Source organism: uncultured Pedobacter sp., from assembly GCF_913776295.1.
In the GTDB taxonomy this organism is placed as follows: Bacteria; Bacteroidota; Bacteroidia; order Sphingobacteriales; family Sphingobacteriaceae; genus Pedobacter.
Map to the genome: position 1 here is coordinate 13,667 of NZ_CAJYOJ010000071.1, position 18,270 is coordinate 31,936.

12 protein-coding genes are annotated in these 18,270 nt (G+C 40.2%); 3 read left to right on the forward strand and 9 right to left on the reverse strand.

What is annotated here, in order from left to right; translation table 11 throughout:
• Positions 1 to 56 precede the first annotated feature (56 nt).
• From QZ738_RS15840 to QZ738_RS15860, 5 genes are all read right to left on the reverse strand, one after another.
• Complete coding sequence (locus tag QZ738_RS15840) at positions 57 to 1,073, reverse strand: SusF/SusE family outer membrane protein (protein WP_293788708.1); 1,017 nt, start codon at positions 1,071 to 1,073, stop codon at positions 57 to 59.
• A gap of 21 nt (positions 1,074 to 1,094) precedes the next feature.
• Positions 1,095 to 2,684 carry a RagB/SusD family nutrient uptake outer membrane protein gene (locus tag QZ738_RS15845; RefSeq protein WP_293788709.1) on the reverse strand — a complete coding sequence of 530 codons (1,590 nt, stop codon included), beginning with the start codon at positions 2,682 to 2,684 and terminating at the stop codon, positions 1,095 to 1,097.
• Between the two features lie 23 nt (positions 2,685 to 2,707).
• Positions 2,708 to 5,674, reverse strand: a complete 2,967-nt coding sequence (locus QZ738_RS15850) for a TonB-dependent receptor (RefSeq protein WP_293788710.1) — start codon at positions 5,672 to 5,674, stop codon at positions 2,708 to 2,710.
• 436 nt (positions 5,675 to 6,110) lie between these two features.
• Positions 6,111 to 7,121: a LacI family DNA-binding transcriptional regulator gene (locus QZ738_RS15855; protein ID WP_293788711.1), complete on the reverse strand. Its 1,011-nt coding sequence runs from the start codon at positions 7,119 to 7,121 to the stop codon at positions 6,111 to 6,113.
• Between the two features lie 195 nt (positions 7,122 to 7,316).
• Positions 7,317 to 9,362 carry a tetratricopeptide repeat-containing sensor histidine kinase gene (locus QZ738_RS15860; RefSeq protein WP_293788712.1) on the reverse strand — a complete coding sequence of 682 codons (2,046 nt, stop codon included), beginning with the start codon at positions 9,360 to 9,362 and terminating at the stop codon, positions 7,317 to 7,319.
• Positions 9,363 to 9,475: 113 nt separating this feature from the next.
• Between QZ738_RS15860 and QZ738_RS15865 the strand changes: the two genes are divergently transcribed.
• Entirely contained in the window at positions 9,476 to 9,889 is a 414-nt protein-coding gene (locus QZ738_RS15865; RefSeq protein WP_293788713.1) for a response regulator, read from the forward strand.
• A gap of 190 nt (positions 9,890 to 10,079) precedes the next feature.
• Positions 10,080 to 10,439: a response regulator transcription factor gene (locus QZ738_RS15870; RefSeq protein WP_293788714.1), complete on the forward strand. Its 360-nt coding sequence runs from the start codon at positions 10,080 to 10,082 to the stop codon at positions 10,437 to 10,439.
• Between the two features lie 138 nt (positions 10,440 to 10,577).
• Here the strand turns inward: QZ738_RS15870 and QZ738_RS15875 are convergent, their stop codons facing one another.
• Complete coding sequence (locus QZ738_RS15875; RefSeq protein WP_293788715.1) at positions 10,578 to 10,955, reverse strand: DUF6717 family protein; 378 nt, start codon at positions 10,953 to 10,955, stop codon at positions 10,578 to 10,580.
• A 65-nt stretch (positions 10,956 to 11,020) separates the two neighbouring features.
• Between QZ738_RS15875 and dinB the strand changes: the two genes are divergently transcribed.
• Positions 11,021 to 12,121 (forward strand): DNA polymerase IV, encoded by a 1,101-nt coding sequence (gene dinB, locus QZ738_RS15880; RefSeq protein ID WP_293788716.1) that lies wholly within the window; start codon positions 11,021 to 11,023, stop codon positions 12,119 to 12,121.
• An 826-nt stretch (positions 12,122 to 12,947) separates the two neighbouring features.
• Here dinB and QZ738_RS15885 read toward each other — a convergent pair.
• The 3 genes from QZ738_RS15885 to QZ738_RS15895 form a co-directional block, all read right to left on the reverse strand.
• Positions 12,948 to 15,422 (reverse strand): glutaminase family protein, encoded by a 2,475-nt coding sequence (locus QZ738_RS15885; protein ID WP_293788717.1) that lies wholly within the window; start codon positions 15,420 to 15,422, stop codon positions 12,948 to 12,950.
• 542 nt (positions 15,423 to 15,964) lie between these two features.
• A complete protein-coding gene (locus tag QZ738_RS15890; RefSeq protein ID WP_293788718.1) occupies positions 15,965 to 16,798 on the reverse strand; it encodes a PKD domain-containing protein in 834 nt (277 codons plus the stop codon).
• Positions 16,799 to 16,811: 13 nt separating this feature from the next.
• Positions 16,812 to 18,248, reverse strand: coding sequence for a PA14 domain-containing protein (locus tag QZ738_RS15895; protein ID WP_293788719.1), 1,437 nt, complete (start codon positions 18,246 to 18,248; stop codon positions 16,812 to 16,814).
• Positions 18,249 to 18,270 lie beyond the last annotated feature (22 nt).

An 18,270-nucleotide genomic window follows, 5' to 3' on the forward strand; every position in this document is an offset into this window, starting at 1 on the left:
TAAAACTTAAAAATGCCCTACAGCAACTAATGCCGCAGGGCGGTATGTATAACAAATTAGTTTTTAACCATAGTGGCTTTTTTAGCAGCCACATCTAAAGTGATGGTATAGGTTCCGGCAGTAGTAACCGCGATATTATCACCCCCGTTTGTAAGAGTGTTTAAACTACCACCAAGGTTGGTTCCCCAATCGTGGGCAAACCTGAATTTAAATGCACCGGTAGTTAAAGTGGTTTTAATGGTATAAAAGTTAGCCTTGCCATCATTGGTTACTTTCATATCGGTATCATTGCCCCAGCCACCTAGGGTAGCGTCGCCAATAATCGACCATTCTTTCGGAACGCCGATGGTATAAGTACCTGCATTCAGATCAACAGTTACCTGTTTCACTACTGCGTCAGGTGATTTAAGGTTATCGCCTGCGCTGCTACTGATTTTACCACCTCCGGCATCACCATAAGCTACATCCCATTTTTTGGCCGGGGTAACTTTAAATTCGAGGTTGCCTGGGGTGAACGCAATCATACCTGTATAAATGCCATTGCTTGAAACGGAGATCAAACTATCGGCAGTTGAAGGATTCCAGCCCTGGTATGCCCCAGGAACATACACCCATGCCGAGGCAAGATAAGGTGTAGCGGTTAAGGTGATTACGTTTGAATAAGTTAGATCGTTTGCTGCCGCACCCGATTTTAGTCTCACTTCAATCTGTGCTGCAGTTCCTACTTTTCCCCCAAGCGCCAAAATCATATTGTTTACCTCAGTAACGGTTGGAGCATAGGTTTTAGAGGTTACAGCCACTTCCCTAACGGGAGAAAAATTAGTGCCTTTTAAACCAAACTGTAAGCTGGTGTTTACCGGCACCACATATCCGGTTGAAGTGGCAAGCGGATAACTCAGGGTAAATGCTGCCTGTGAGGCATTAGATTGTACCAGGTTAAGCGTGGTTGCTGATGTGGTTAGCGTTCCTGCAGGGCTAATATTTGAAACGGTCTGCGTTTCGTCTTTTTTACATGACCATAGCGAGATCGCCATTAAGCCAACTGCCAGGGATTTGAATAATATTGATTTCATCTCTTATTGAAAAAATTAAGATTAATAACCTGTGTTTTGAGTCAAATTTGGGTTTGCAATCAGATCTGCCAAAGGAATGGGATACAAATTACGATAAGCGGGTAGTGATGCTCCAGCTTGTACCCCCCCTTTAAACGGCCACAAATAAGCTGAACCTGAAAATTTACCATAGCGGACCAAGTCGGTACGGCGATGACCTTCCCAGTATAATTCGCGGGCACGCTCATCAAGATAAAAATCGACTGTCAGGGCTGCTGCAGATACATTTCCACTGGCATTGCCAAAAGCGCGTTGACGTAAAAGATTTACATAAGTTAATGCCTTTGAAGCATCGCCGCCTGAACCTCCACGGGCTACTGCTTCGCCATAAATCAAATATTGTTCTGCCAACCGGAATAATGCAAAATCAAGGGAACTGAAAGTTCCGTTCAGCGAACGGCCCATTGCACCTCCGGAAGTAACATTTTTGAACTTGGTTACGCGCAAACCATCCGTAAATTCGCCTACAGCATCAACATTTCTTTTTGTACCGAAAAATACACCACGTTTGTCCTGGTTTCCATTCGCATCAGGAAAAAGTGCAGGCAGGTTCTGCCTGGTTCTGTTACCACCCCAGCCGCCATTTGGCACGCCATAAGAAGTTGGGTTCATATCACCGTTGATGGCCGCATTGATCAAAAATGTTGTACCACCATAATTCGTACCGTTAATACCATCGTAATTGATGGTTAGGATATTCTCGGTATTGTTCACTTCATTATCTGCTTTGAACAAGTCCATGTAGTTTGCTTTTAAGCTATAGCCTGCATTGATTACCTTGCTTGAGTAGGTAATAGCCTCAGTATATTTAGCTGTTCCGGTATACACCTGAGCGTTTAGATATAATCTTGCCAATAAAGCCCAATCGGCGCCTTTATCTGCACGTCCATATTCATTAGTACGGGCATCGGCCAGATCGCCTTCAATGGCTTTCAATTCTGACTCTACATAGGTAAACAGCGCAGCTCTCTGGATCTGTTTCGGGTTTACCTTACCAATGGCATCATCCTCAGTAATAAATGGCGGGTTTCCGAAAGCATCCATCAACACCCAGTACTGATAGGCGCGTAAGAAACGTGCCTCGGCACGGTAACGATTAATTGCCGTAACATCAGCTCCTGTAATATTTCTGCTCGCCAATTTTTCTGGTGTACTTTCGCGAAGAAACTCGTTGCAGAAAGTGATCTGCAGAATACTCCTCGAATACAGTCCCCGCAAAAACTGGTTATCTGGACTTGGTGTACCGTAATCCAGTTCAGGAATACCCACATCGCCCCAGGCACAGATGGCCTCATCGGTTACCAGTTCCTGTGAAGTCCAGAATAACCTTAAAAAATCGGCAAAACCTGCGTTTAAACCGCCAACATCACTATTATCTGATCCTGATGGACTGGTAAGTGCATATGTTGCATATAGTTTTACCAAGCTGTTTTTGTAACCTGCAGGCGTTGCATAAACATTCTCGGCAGTTACATCATTGGTAGGCCTCAGGTTTAAATCTTCTTTTTTACAAGCATTTAAACTAATTGCCAGGAAGCCCAATGCTAATATTGTTTTAAATGAATTTTTCATTTTCTCTATTTCTTTATTCAGTATTAGAAACCAACATTTAAGCCCAAAGTATAGGTACGTGGACGAGGGTAAAGGTTATAATCGATACCCGAAACCAGTTCTGGATCTATACCCTTGTATTTGGAAACCACAAACACGTTCTGGCAGTTTGCGGAGATGCGCATATTTGCATTCCCGGTTTTCGACAGTTTACCAACATTATAGGATAAACCCAGGTTATCCATTTTCAGGAAAGAAGCATTTTTGATAAAATAGTCGCTCAAGTACTGTACGCCTGAACTTCCTGAGAAGTTGGTTACATATAAATCTGAGGTAGAGTTATTCAGAATTCCCTGAGTACTCAACACGTTATTTCTGATACCAAAGTTTGACGAAATATTGTCGTAAACATAGTTACCGATATTGGCTCTCAACACGGTGCTTGCTGTCCATTTTTTATAGGTAAACGAGGTATTGAAACCTAAGATTACTTTTGGATCAGGTGATTTATAAAAATACTGGTCGGCCGCAGAAATGCTACCATCGCCATTCAAATCCTGATAAACACCTTCTAATGGTTTACCATCGGCATTGTATACCTGTTTATATACAAAGAATGAACCTGGTAACTGATTAACCGCATTGTATTTAAGGTGGATACCTGTACCACCGGTAATATCACCTGCATCAATTTTAAATCCAGAGTTCGGATTTAAGGTTAAGTTGGTCACCTGCCGTTTGTTATATGCCGCATTAATGCCCAGTTCCCAATTGGTATTGGCTGTTTTAATGGCTACAAAATTTAAACTTGCCTCAGCACCTCGTACATCCATGTTGCCCACGTTAGTGGTTAATACATTGGTAAAGTTGGTTCCTACCGGAATGGTTACAGTACTTAACAGGTCTTTGGTTTTTTTATAATAAACATCAATACTTCCATACAACCTTCCTTTTATAAAACCGTAGTCTAAACCGGCATTGTAAGTGGTTGTGGTTTCCCATTTCAAGTCAGGATCGTAACCTGCGGGACTGTAATAGTTGTAAAAATTATTACCTACCTGATACTGACCATTGTTTGTGCTGGCATAGTATTTAGAAAGGTAATCATAGTTACCGATACCATCTTTGTTACCAGTTTCACCATAGCTTAAGCGTAATTTCAAATCAGACAAGGTTTCGCTGTTTTTCAGGAAATTCTCTCCGATAATTCTCCAGGTAAAACCTACTGACGGGAAATAACCCCAACGGTTATTCTGGGCAAATTTAGAGGAAGCATCGGCCCTCATGGTACCTGATAAAATATATTTCTCATTCAACGTATAATTGAAACGTCCGTAGTAAGAAAGCAATTTATTCTGCTCAACTGAAAAAGGGAATACAGGTGTGGTTAACAGTTCGCCTGTACCTTTGTAGGTAGAGAAGTTGTAATTGGTTACAGCGTCGTCATAATAACCGTAACCGGCGGTTACATCAAACCTGCTTTTAATGCTTTCGATAGTTTTAGCATAACTTAAATATGCCTCAGAAAACTTATTCATCTCGGTATTTAACCTGTTTGAGTAAGATCCGCTGGTTGATGCACTCTGAGCGGCATAGGTCGGCACGATGGTACGTCCATAGCCCTTTGAGTAATCGTAACCTAAGTTTACCACTGCATGTAATTCAGGTAAAAAGTGGAAAGAATAATCCAGTTTTAAGTTACCAAAACTTCTTGCGGCATTTCCACGGTTATCCTGTTGTCTGATCAATGCTACCGGATTGCGCGGTGCATTCGGGTTGGGTACACCATTGGTACTTAACCATTCGAAATAACCGCCATAGTTATTATTGGCATAAACGGGTTGTGTAGGATCAAACTGAATTGCAGCGCCTATAGCACCATCGTTCGGATATTGTGATTGGCTTAAAGAACCTTTCAAGTTCAGTTCGGCTTTCAGGTGATCGGTAAAAAATTTAGGTGCAACAGATATGGCACCTGTAGCCCTTTTCAGTTTACTGGTGATTACCACACCATCCTGATCGAGATAGCCTGCCGATACGCGGTAAGGTACTCCTTTTAAAGACCCTGCAATACTTAAATTATTATCGGTAGAGAATGCGTTCTGATAGATTTCATTCTGCCAATCGGTATTTGCCGTGCCCAATAATGCTTTCTGCGCAGCGGTACCGTTTGCGTTTACAAAAGCCCGGACCTGATCGGCAGTAAGCACATTTACTTTTTTGGCAACGCTCGCAATGGAGTTATTCGTACTGAAATTAATTACAGGTGCTCCTGATGCCCCTTTTTTTGTGGTGATTAAAATTACCCCATTGGATGCCCTTGAACCATAAATGGCTGTAGCGTTTGCATCTTTCAAAACTGTAAAGTTTTCGATATCGTTAGGATTGATCAATGATAGCGGACTTGGGGCGTTACCAATGCTGTTACCGCTGAAAGGCACCCCATCAACCACGATCAAAGGATCGTTACTGGCATTGAGCGAGGCACCCCCACGGATACGGATGGTACTACCGCCACCTGGTGCACCACCACCAGAAACGATGTTTACACCAGCTACCTTACCCTGAATCAATTGCTCAGGCGTAGTGATGGTACCTTTTTGAAAATCCTTCGAATTTACGGTTGTGATCGAACCTGTCAGGTTTTTCTTTTCAGCGGTACCATAACCGATTACCACCACTTCATTCAGTTTTTGCGCATCGGGTACCAATTGAAAACTAACCGTGGCGTTTGCCGAAAGGCTTACCGTTTTATCAAGGGTCTGATAACCGATAAAACTTGCAGATAACGTTATCTGACCATTAGATAAACCAGCAAGTTTAAAATTACCATCAACATCGGTTGATGTACTTCTGGTTGTACCTTTAACAATTACAGAGGCACCGGGCAATGGCAGGCCACTTTCATCAAGCACCTTTCCGGATACCGATCCGGTTTGTGCTTTTACCATTAATGCTGAAAAAACCAACAGCACCAAAAGCCCCTGTTTTAACAGGTAAAATACTCTCATATTTGAAGCTCGTTTAAGTATAAAAATTTGGTTAAATATTATAGTGATTTACACATAGGCCTAATTTACAGCTGTTCATGAGATTTCAAAATTTATTTAAAAAATATATTTCGGGACGGAATTTCAGAAAAAAAATGGAGCAGAAAATCAGCTTTTTCATACTGGTAAAAAATCTCATTAAACAACCTATATTTTTTTAATTAACTGAATAACAATGTTTTAAAAAGTGTAAATTTTAATTTAAAGTGTAATTATTACACTAAGTCATTTTAAAGCCTTTTTTCGGGAACGTTCCCGAAAAAAATAGATCAAAATTTTGTCATCTTTCGGGAACGTTCCCGAAAACCGATCAAAATTCTGCGTATTTTACACTAAGTGAAGAATTTTTTTGAAAATTTAAAGCCGGAAATCAGCTCATTTTTTGGGGCGTTTTGATCTATTTATTGGTCGAATTCCGCTTGATCATTTTGGAGGTTAAAACCACTTCATTTAGTCGGTTTTTACCGGCCTGATTATCCAATACGGTAAACAGCAATTTAGCTGCTTCTTCGCCTATTTCAATAGCAGGCTGGGTAATGGTGGTAAGTGAAGGATTTAACAAAGGCGCAATTTCCAGACTGGAGAAACTAATTACCTTTAAATCACCGGGGATATTAATGTTAAGATCGTAACAGGCATAATAAGTAGCGAAAGCCAAGCGCTCTACAGAGGTAAAAATACCATCGGGTTTTAATTGGGTTAAAGCCTCTTTAATGATCATGCTATTTTCTTCGTAGCTGTTACTGCAGTCTACAATCAGGTTTTCTTCGAAAGGAATCCGGTGTTTAGCCAGTGCATCAATATAACCCTGCATACGTGTTTTACCTATCGATAAACTTTTATTCACCACCAGATAAGCAATACTCCTACAACCTTGCTCTATTAAATGTTCTGTGGCCAGGAAACTGCTTTCATAATCATTGGTAATGACCCTTGGGGTATCAATGTCTTCGTAAATCCGGTCGAAAAATACCAATGGCAATCTTTTACTGCCAAATTTGTGGAGATAATTATGATCATTAGCCTCGCCGGAAACCGACATGATAATGCCATCGGCCCTGCCATTGTGCAAGTGCTGGATGAAGCTTACTTCTTTCTGATAATCATCATCCGTTACATAAATAAGGATATGGTAACCGTTTTCCCTCGCTATGCGCTCAATTCCATGTATGGCCTGCGAGAAATAATTATTGGCCAGTTCGGGAACAATAACGGCAATGGTTTTACTTTTTTGCTCCCTTAAATTACTGGCGTAATGATTGGGCTGGTAGTTTAATTCCTTTGCTTTGGCCAATATTCGATCCTTAGTAGCACCATTAATGTCACTATTATCCCTAAAAGCCCTCGAAATTGTGGAAGTAGATAAATTTAATGCTTCTGCTAACTTCTTAATATTAATGCTGTCCATTTTTGGCCGTTAAACACTAGTCGTTTGAATAAACGCTGTAAATATAATGTCTCGTAATGAAATAACTATTTTTTTCGAACATTATACGCCAATTAGTTTAAGCCGCATGCCCGCAATCACAATATTACCGTACAGGTGAACATTTTATCATCCTGTTAAACATAGTTTTATCTTGCTGACCGGGTGTAAACGCATTTAAACTGTGGTACGATGATCATTTTCAATTATTGAGGCTCCTGGATTTGCGGGTATGATGAGCCGGATACAGATGAGATCTCCTTCCTTGCTTGCTGTTAGCTGATAATGATCCAGATCGGCCAGAATTTTGCATAATAACAAACCGATACCATGTCCTTTAGTTTCCTCTGAAACGCTTTGCTTATTTGTATAAAAATCATTTACAGAACTGATGTTGGCTGCCTTGTTATGATTTTCAACTTCAAATATAGCGGCAACATTTGTTCTGATCAGCCTGATGTGAACAGGCTGATCTGCATCTGAATACTTTACAGCATTGCTCAATAGGTTTCGCAGGATAAACTCGATGTGATGTTCGTTTCCTAAAATTTCAAAATCTGTCGGTATATCGGTCGTTAAAGCAATATTTCGGGCGGTGGCGATACCCCTAGTAGAATTAATGGTACTGCTTAACGTTAGTGATGGATAAAATGGTGCCATAACATGATCGTAAGGCATATCTAAAGCACCCCAAAGTAACAGTTTATCTAATATTTCATTTGCAGATTGCTGTACGTTAGATAGCTGCTCAATAAGCTCTTCCTGTCTTGGCGTACCCATATTGCGCTTAAGAAGAAAGGCCAGTGCATGCAGCGCAGACAATGCTCCTTTAAGATCATGCCCCATTATCGACAGAATTCTATCTTTATGTGTATTAAGCGCGCCAAGTTGGCTTGTTCGTAAGTTTAAAGCTTTATTTAGTTTTCTGTTTCGCAGGATAAAGAGAAAAGTGATCAATAATATCACCCCTGTAGCGGCAAATAAGAGCCGGTAAAAATTACTGCGCTGGTTGGCCTTGTAACGCTCAAATCCAACCTGCTTAAGTTTTTGGGTCGAATCTTGTAGTTTATGATTGGAGATGAGGTTGTCAATCGCCACCCTGTTTTCCTGGGTAACAATACTGTCGCGGATGGCCCTTGATTCCTCGTAAGCTTCTAACGCGAATTTATAATTACCAAACTTCTTGGCCGAATTAGCACGATGTTCTAAAACCTTCCACAAAAGATCTTTGTCCTGCGATTTTTTGGCAAGCTCAACTGCCTCGCTAAAATATTGATTAGCCTGTGTAAAATGATCAGCAAAGCTTCCGAGGTGGTCAAGCGCATTAGATTGTTCCCGATATAGATTGGCCTCCCTCGCCAAATTTAATGAACGTTGGGCCATTTTCCTGGCCTTTGCAACATTTCCTTTGGCATAATAGATTTTCGAAGCGTTGGTCATCAAAATCAGATAGGCGTTATAATTGGGAGTGGCAAAAGGCTTGGACAGACCAAGTTCATAATAATACAAAGCGGTATCAACGTTACCTGAAAGCTCATAATAGTTTCCAATGTTGACACATAAATCAATGTAATTGGTATGTAATTTATCCCAGTCTTCTTTTGAAAAAGAAGATTCAGCTTTGGTTAGCAGCGTGCGGATCAGGTTGAAGGATTTAAAATAATATCGAAAACTTTCGGCAGTATTGCCTGTGGCTAAGCCAATAGAGGCAAGTATAGAATAACATATGGGCAAATCAACGTACACTTTGTTTCGTTCGTAAAAGCTAATAGCCCTCAGAATATTAGCTGTAGCCTGTTCATAATCTGCATTTTTATAATAAAGCACCCCTCTTATCCTATTTACATTGGCTAACACAAGCAGCTGTCCGCTTTTATTCGCCAGCTTTTCGGCTTCATTAAGTGATGTTAAACTTTCGTTTTTTAGTCCCTTATTCATTAACGCAATACCTTTTCTAAGCAGCAGCTTGGATAAACCTTTATCAAAGGCTATCGATTTTGCATGAGCAATTCCCAAATCAGCATACTTTAGCACCGAATCCGGCTGGTACCTGTATTTCGAAATACTATCCAGTAAACTGTTTATCCTGGTTGTATCGGCTGGTGCATCTGTCAAAAGTTTTGCGCTTACCTGGCTATTTGGGTTAAAGAGCAACACAATCAATATGAACAGGTAGGAGAGCTTTGTGTAGCTGTTATAGTAGAAATTTATTTTGGTGTACATCGGGCAAGATTTACAGGTATGGCGACGGACTAATCTAATAAAAAATATAGTTTTGCCAAAGGCGATTGTTGCCATGTCAACAAATCTCTAACTTTATCAAAATTATAGGATGCATGAAAACAGAAACAGACCTTATCAAAAATAAAAAGCACCGTTGCGTAATTGTTGATGACGACCCGTTGCTCATCGAACTTCTCGAAGCCTATATTAATGATACACCTGAACTTATCCTAGCTGGTAGCTTTAGTAATGCTTCACAGGCCATACAAGTGTTAAGCAAAGAGCAAAAAATTGATTTTTTGTTTTTGGATATCAAAATGAATGGGATTTCGGGTATCGAAGCAGCGGTAAAGTTGAGAGACTTTGTGAAGTACCTGATATTTATTACAGCATATAGCCAGTATGCAATGGATGCCCATCGGGTAAATGCAGATCAATTCCTGCTCAAGCCGGTTGACTATAGCAAATTTATTTCTTGTCTTAATGATCTTTTAGCAAAGAATAACCGTCAACAGGGATTAACCTAATCTTAACCTGGATTTTTTCTTCAATAAATCCGGCAGCAAAAATCGTGACCAGCTGACTATTAAAATTTTCTATACAAATATTCATTTTTTTAAAACAAAAACCGCCTTTGCCACATTAATAACCTATACGCAATCAATCATCTCCTTATTTAACAATTGAAAAACAAACGATATGAAATAAACTTACAAAATGGCGAACAAAAAAATACTGATTGCCGATGACGATGAGGGAATTGTTGATGCAATCACCATGATTTTGGAAGTGATGGGCTATGAAGTTGAATTTACATATGATGGTGGGGCAGTTATTGAAGCTGCAAAAAACAGACCCGATCTGATTATGCTTGATATATGGATGAGTGGATATGATGGCAGGGATATCTGCAAACAACTTAAAAACAATCCTCAATTCAAGGATATCCCTATTTTAATGATTTCAGCCAGCAGAGATATCAGGCAATCTGCTTTAGATGCCGGCGCAAATGATTTCATGGAGAAACCATTTGAGATGGATTCGTTGCTGAATAGAGTAGAATTTTTATTGAATTAAATTTCAAGCTTTGAAATGTAAGGCTCGCAAGAATAATCGTCATCCTGACCTAGACGCGGCACTTAAATCGAGACAGATTTGGCTCTCTATTCATGCGTGGTTCTAAACTATGCTACAGGCAATAGCTATCCAGGTTTGCTAGACATGACAATCCCGAGAGCGGCTATCAATTTCCTTAAAATAAATCCTTTCAGGTAACTGTTTAAAAACAAATTCTGTTACACCACAAAGCCAGATTTTATGGTTCTTAAATGCTCCACGAAACTGTTCTAAAAGGTAGTCGCCCCCACCGCCCAAATTTTCTTCACGTGCGTAAACCAGGTCTAAAACTTCGGCATTTTGTATTTGTTCATCAGCCATTAATAATTTACATTCATTTTCTGAAGCAGCTACCCAGTTCAATAACTCATCGGCACCTTCAACCATTTGCAAATCCTCAATAGCGCCACCCCATTCGGGTATATCAGCATACCATTCATGTTTTGCATTCTTATAAAAACGGATCGTTCTTTCCATATTTTGTAAAGAAAAAAAATCTCGACCAATAATCCTGAAAAAAAACGCGAAATTTAGATCATTGCATGTCTGATTTAAATCTGCCCGTTTTAAGAAAAATAATTCATATTGATATGGATGCTTTTTATGCATCTGTTGAACAACGCGATTTTCCTCAATACCGTGGAAAGCCTTTGGTGGTTGGCGGCAAGCCAGATAGCCGCGGTGTGGTTTCTACGGCCAGTTACGAAGCCAGGCAATATGGGATCCGCTCAGCAATGTCGTCAAGTAAAGCCTACCAGCTCTGCCCTACGGCAATTTTTGTATATCCACGTTTTGATGCCTATACTGCGGTTTCAAAATCGCTCAGGGAGATTTTTAGCCGCTATACCGACCTCATAGAACCACTTTCGCTGGATGAAGCTTACCTGGATGTAACGGAAGACAAGCTCGGCATCGGATCGGCCATCGATATTGCGCAATCGATTAAAAATGCCATAAAAAATGAATTGAATTTAACAGCATCGGCAGGCGTATCGATCAATAAATTTGTAGCAAAAGTAGCTTCAGACATGAATAAACCCGACGGTTTAACTTTTATTGGCCCTTCCAAAATTGAAGCTTTTATGGAAAAACTCCCTGTAGAAAAATTCTTTGGAGTAGGCAAAGTTACGAGTGCCAAAATGAAGGCTATGCAAATTAATACAGGTGCAGATTTAAAAAAGCTGACAGAAGCCCAGCTTATTGCCCAATTCGGAAAATCAGGAAGGTTTTATTATAAAATTGTCAGAGGGATAGACGATCGGCCTGTTCGTGCAAACCGTGAAGCGAAATCAATAGGTGCAGAAGATACCTTTTCAGAAGACACCAACGAAGATGCAGTAATGCACGATCTGCTGAAACAGATCAGTGAAACGGTGTCGAAACGGCTGGAAAAACATCAACTGAGCGGAAAAACGGTAACCCTGAAAATTAAGTTTGCTGATTTTAAGCTTATTACGCGCAGCCGCTCCTTCACTACACCGATTAACAAAGCAGCCAACATTTATACTGAAGCAATTAAACTTTTAGAAGAAGCAGCCATCGGCACAACCCAAGTGAGGCTGTTAGGCATTACCTTATCACGGTTTTATGACGATGTAGAAATAGAAAAGCCAGGAAACAACCAACTGGAGTTTGAGTTTTGATATGCTGCAACCAAAGCTAAGTAGCTAAGACAGTACTTTCATTTGTAAGGTTGGCAAGTTGCACAGACTTTTATACCTAAACTCAACAGCGTATAACCCACTAGAAAATGTATACTTTGGTCTGTGTGACACAGACCAAGGGAATGGAATAGAAAAGTCGTCATTTCGACTGGAGCTTGCCGATTCTTTATCGGCAGCGGAATGCCTGCCCGTACAGGCGGGGAGAAATCTTTTCACCATGTAGCATTTAAGAACATATAAATGCAGAATGATTAGTGAAAATACTGATTGGATTTCAAACCCCTGTTTTTCCCGAACTCGATCCGATAATTAGCAGATCAAAGAAAATACTGTATAGTTTGAAGCCTTTTTCAGTCATGAGAAATTTGAGGTCAAATCGTCCGAAAACTGTAGGCCAATTAAACACTAATATCATTTGGAGCGAAATGCTTCTGCAATACATAAAGTTGCTTCCCGTCTTCCACTTATACGCTTCGCTTCCTCATACCTCGTTGCTGCAGCGAACATCCCGATTTTTTCATCGGGATAAAGCGTAAAGCGGGGCTGTCAACCTCCAAGCACCACAGTCCACTCATTTCCTAATTTCAATAGCCATTAAGTATGTTTCGGCCTCTGGAGACACAGGCCATGGAATCGGGGAATGAAAGATTGCTTCACTCCTACGCAAAGCCTCTTTGTCAGTTCGCCACGACAAAATTAAGAACCAAAACTCATGTTACGTAAGGACACCTACCATGGCGGGAATAAAAAAGGTCCTGCAAGTTTATGCAGAACCTTTGATTGTTAATTTAATGGTAGGGTGAGATTATTTACTGTTTAATTTGTCGGCAAGCATTTTCATGTAGAAACCACCTACTACACTTCGGGCTTTAAAGTTATCCCGGATTCCGGTATTCGAGTCATAAAAATCGTTCAAAGGCACTCTTGATTCGGTTTCGATGGCATGCCTGTAAACCGGATGCACCAAAGCCTCGAATTCTTTTTGTGTTGGCGCAAAAGTAGCGGTCCACAAAATCCAGTCGTTTTTAGTATAGGCCTTTCTGCTATCTAATGGAATACCATATTTATTTTGTTTAGTCAGGTAATATTTGGTCTCGGTATCATATATTTTTTGAGGGAATAAGTTTAAGTTTAAAACCTTATCCCAAACCAGGTTATATTTCTGGCTCCAGGTATTTTTATTATCGAAAGTTAGGGCATAATGATCGCCGGCATCAGCCATTTCCATCCATTTTGGCACCATACTTTCGGCAATTGCCCTATATTTTTTAGCGATATCATCATATCCCAACGTTTGGGCCATCTGGGCATAACAGGCTATGCCTACAATCGCTTTTACCGATAAGTTGGCATTACGGGCCAGGTGACCGGCAAAATCATCAGTACACAATTGTGTTTTTGGGTCTAAGCCCTCTTTGGTCAGGTAATCAACCCAGGTGGTTAAAGTTTTCCAGTGCGCTTTTGCATAATCGGCATTTCCCTGCGCTTTGGCAATGGCTGCCGTTAAAATAATCATATTGCCAGATTCTTCCACCGGCATCGGCTCGCCATAAGTTTGTCCGTTAGCCAAAGGGTAAGTACCCAAATCGTGGGCAGCCCAGGGATGAGGATATTTGCCACTTTCGCTGAAATAGAAAATCCCATTCAACATGCCCTTCAACAACTCGGGATTATAAATCAGATATAATGGTGCCGAGGGATAAGTTACATCTACCGTGTTGATAAAACCACCGCTGTTATTTTCTTTTGATAACCATAAAATTTCCCCTTGCGGACTCTTAACCAAGGTATGTGCGGCTATGCTCTGCCGATAACCTAAAACACATAAATCGGCATATTCTTTACCGCCAGATTTTAAGGCATCTGCATATAATGTTTGATTAAAAGCTTCGCATTTGGCGATAACCGCTTTGTAATCGTTAGCGGCTGCCGTTAATTGATCTTCAATGGTTTCTTTACCCGAGGTATTCCACCATGGCCTTAAATTTTTATGGAAATACTGGATACTGTAAATTTCATCATAACCCAGTTCTACATATTTTTCTACCGCAGCTTTACCTACAGTCCCGAAAGGGATAATGGTGTTTAGGGCAAGCATTTTACCTTGTTTGGCAGTTGAAGCAGAATTGCCTTTTCTAAAAGCATCAGCAGCCTCTTTCTCTGTGGTTACAAACTGGATGGCATTGCTGGTTTTTGGTGCCGCTACATAAAAGTAACCCCAATCAATCCGCATATCATCACTCGCTTTTTGAAGAATGGGCTGCTCTACAGTACCTGTTTTTAACAGCGATAATTTAGCAGTGCTGTATTTACTGGCTATAACCTCTTGTGTAGGGCGGTAAACCGCAATGTTTGATGCTGCGCTAAGGTATACCTTTACCTGATGTGTTTTGCCATCATTTGCCTTTACCTGGTACGAAACGTATGAAACCGGACGCGCAAACAAACCCAAATCATTCATTAATAAGGGTGAAGTAAAAGTTAATTTAAGATCTATTTTACCACAGGCAAAGTTATAGATCGTTTGCGTAGCATTGATATCTACGCTCTTTTGCCTGGCAATCTGTACTTTTTCAGCATTATCTTTTAGTTTATCTACCAAACCAAAATCAAGAAACCGACCGCCGGCAGTATTCTTCAGATGGACAGCCATTACATTCGAGCCGGCTTTTAAAGCATTTTTATCGCTATTGCTTAAAGCAATATATTTGAAATCGTTGGTCCAGCCTTCTTTTGTGTAATTTTTTTTTCCATTCAGGTAAACCTCAATATTATCATCGTGATTAAGCTTTAAAAACAACTGGTTTATGGAGGCTGGGTTGGCGATATTAAAGGTTCTTCTTACCCAGATATCGTTCGATTTCCATAATGTTTTTACGTTTTTAGCATCATCTCCTATTGGGGCATTACCTATTTGCCAGTTGCTGGCCGGGTAGTTTGCAGCCTTCCAATCACCCTGAGGTTCAGCTTCTGTATATTTTACTTCATAAGCCTTCTCATCTGACGCAGGCACAACCGTTTTATAGGTAGTGCTTTCTTTACCCAGGAAACGATAAATCTCCCCATCAACATTAATCATTCCTAAAAGAGAATGATCGGCACCTGTCCAATGTTGGGTAGCCGATTCGTTTAACTTATCAGTATTAGACCAGATGCTAAAATAGGTATTGTGCGTAATTAAAGGATAAGCCGGGGCTTTCCGATCCTGTGCCATTAGCATGCCGCTAAGCAAGATCATGCCCATTACGCCTAAGAATTTTAATGTGTTGGTTTCGTTCATAATTGGTGTGTGTGTTGAAATCAGGTGTTCTATATTTTGGTTAGATTTAACTCTAGTTAAACGTTTTACTAAAGTATAAAATATAATTTACTTTTCGCAAGAGAAGTTAATTTTTAATTGTCTGTATGACATTTAAAAAGAAGTCAAGTGGCCTGCCACCTTGATCCTAAAACTTGATTTTTCAGGAGGCCAGCTGCTTTTATTTGGTTATTTTACCATTGATGCCGTCACACTGATCCGATAGCCATCGGATTCATTTCAGGGTCTTTACAACAGAAAAGATGCTGACCACGTAGTAGCTACAGGCAATTGAAAACATTAGTGCAACTTGTAAAATAAATTCAACATGACGATTGCATGAGGTAAAGCGGCAGTAAATACTCAAATTGATTCAAATATTAATGAGCTCAGGTTTAACTTACTTTTCAAAATACGTTAAGTTTTATAGCCTATCCGCTATCCTAACCCTATATCCTTAAACTAAAAATACATGAAGTTGTTAAGCTTCATGTATCTTTCAATTGGTTTGGAGCGCCCTCTTATTAAGGTTGTTTTTTATTGATAGTCCATTCAGATAACTGAAATACACGGCTTCCCCTATTGGCTTTGATATAAAGACGGTAGAATTTATAGGCTACAAAATTGTCAAAATAATACTTTTTGGTTACGCGCCTTTCACCAGAATTGGCCCAGGGGCAAGAGGTTACCGTATGTAAGTCGGTATACTGGATACCATCTATCGATCCTTGTAAAATCCAATACCTCGGGTCTCTGTCTTCAGCATCGTTACCTGAAGTTAAGGTATAAGCGCCGACTACCTGTGGTGTTTTAAGTTCGAATGTACATCTTTGCGTACCATCAAAACCTGCCTGCAAAAATTTGGTTGTAATATCGCCATCAACCAATTTTTTTGATCCTTCATTGGAATCAGGGCCTGCACCGGCTTCTAAGTTTACCGAGAATATGCCACCAACCGTCTGCATATAATTTTCTCCAATTTTAGTCGGGTCAAAATTAGGGTCAACGATATTTAAAATCACTTCTTTCGCAGCAGAATAACCCTGGCCATTTCTGGTGGTTAAGGTTACCTTATATTTCCCGGGGAAACGGTACGTATGTTTTGGGTTAACTAAAACCGAGGTGCTATCATCTCCAAATTGCCACAATAAAGTTTTGTAATTTGTAGAGGTACCGGTAAACTGGTACTCTAGAAATTTTACGGTATCAGGTCTCACATAAGTAAACCCTGCGGTTGGTTTAGGTTCATCCACTACCTGCACAATCTCTTCTTTATCTTTCTTACACTTTACCGTGCTCATCACCACCAGTATTAAAATAGATATTATACTGCATGATCTTTTTACATTATTTTTCATATCTGACTAATATTTAAGGTGTTGGAAATAATTGAGTTTTAGGTATTACCCTTTTTGATAAAATATTTGGCACTTCAATTTCCAGATAGGCCTGCTGCCCACCCACATTTTCACGGTGATGTGCTTCAATGGTGTAACGTTTTCCGCGTTCTAAAAATATCGTCCCCTTACGTGTATCTTTATCCCATTGGGTAGTATAGTCGTTTACTAACGCTACGCCATTAACATATAGTCTGGCACCATCATCCCATCGGGTTTGGTAAAACGTATAGGTACCCCGTACCGGTGCCAGGAACTCACCTTTCCATTTACTAGAAAAGTTATCCCTGCTTAAAGCTGTTCCTAAAGCATTTTTTACATTGTCCGGCCATCCATCGCCGCTAAAGTTAATGGTCTCATCTATCCTGGTTACAAATGGCGCTCGACCGTCATCCGGGTCTAACTGGGTATTGGTATAATATCTGGCGGTTAAACCGGTACCGTTTCCGGTGATGTAAGAGTTATTATCTAAATTTACATTAGGATCTACAACGACAATTAATTTACTCTTGGCAGAGTGAATGACATGATTGGTTGCTTCACTAATGCTGAAAGCGAATGCAAATTTCTTGTTGGCAACAATGTTGGCATCAAAAACTGGCCATGGAATCTGAAGCCGCACAACCGCACTCGAAGCACCTGTGGCAAAGCGAACCAAAGTATCAACACTATAATCTTTAGCAGCCAAATGTATGGCATCAGCAGGCAAAGTTCCCCGGCTTACCAAAGTGGCTATGGTATCTATATTCTCTTTAATTTTAATATTAAAAGCTGTGGATGGCTGGTTCTCTAAATTTATAATGAGTGGAATGGTTACCCCGGCAGGCCCCACAATGTAATCTCCCTGGTATACCACGTTATAGATACCTGTGTTTTTGAACGTTAGATAGTGTAAGTCGGTAGATTTCAGCAAATCAGAAGTATTGATGATTACCATGATGGTAGATTTGCCGGCAGCAATTTTGTTTCCTTTGCCCGGAGCCGAAAGCTTTAGTGCAAAAACAACTTTTTTGCCATAATTGCGCTCCAATACCGACCGGCGCACAATGGCAATACCTTCGCTGTTATCGGTTCCATAAGCTACATTGATTACATTTGGATACTCTACAGCTGTAGACGGCATGAGTACGGCATTGCTAATGGTTCCATTGTTAATTAACTGCGCAACGGTATCATTATTTAAAGTTAAACCTACCTGAAAGGCTTCCTCTGCAACGCCGGTTAAAGAAATTTTAAAAGGCACCTTCACGTATTCGTTATCGATAGAAACCTTTCCTGCAACGATACCTTCCCCTGTTATACTTCTGGTATTAGGATCAGGCAATGTTAAATCCTCTATTTTTGATTTGCGACAAGAATAAACGCCAATAATGGCTAAACTCATCAATGCGATAGATATAATTTTTTTCATTTTATGGTATTTTAAATGATCA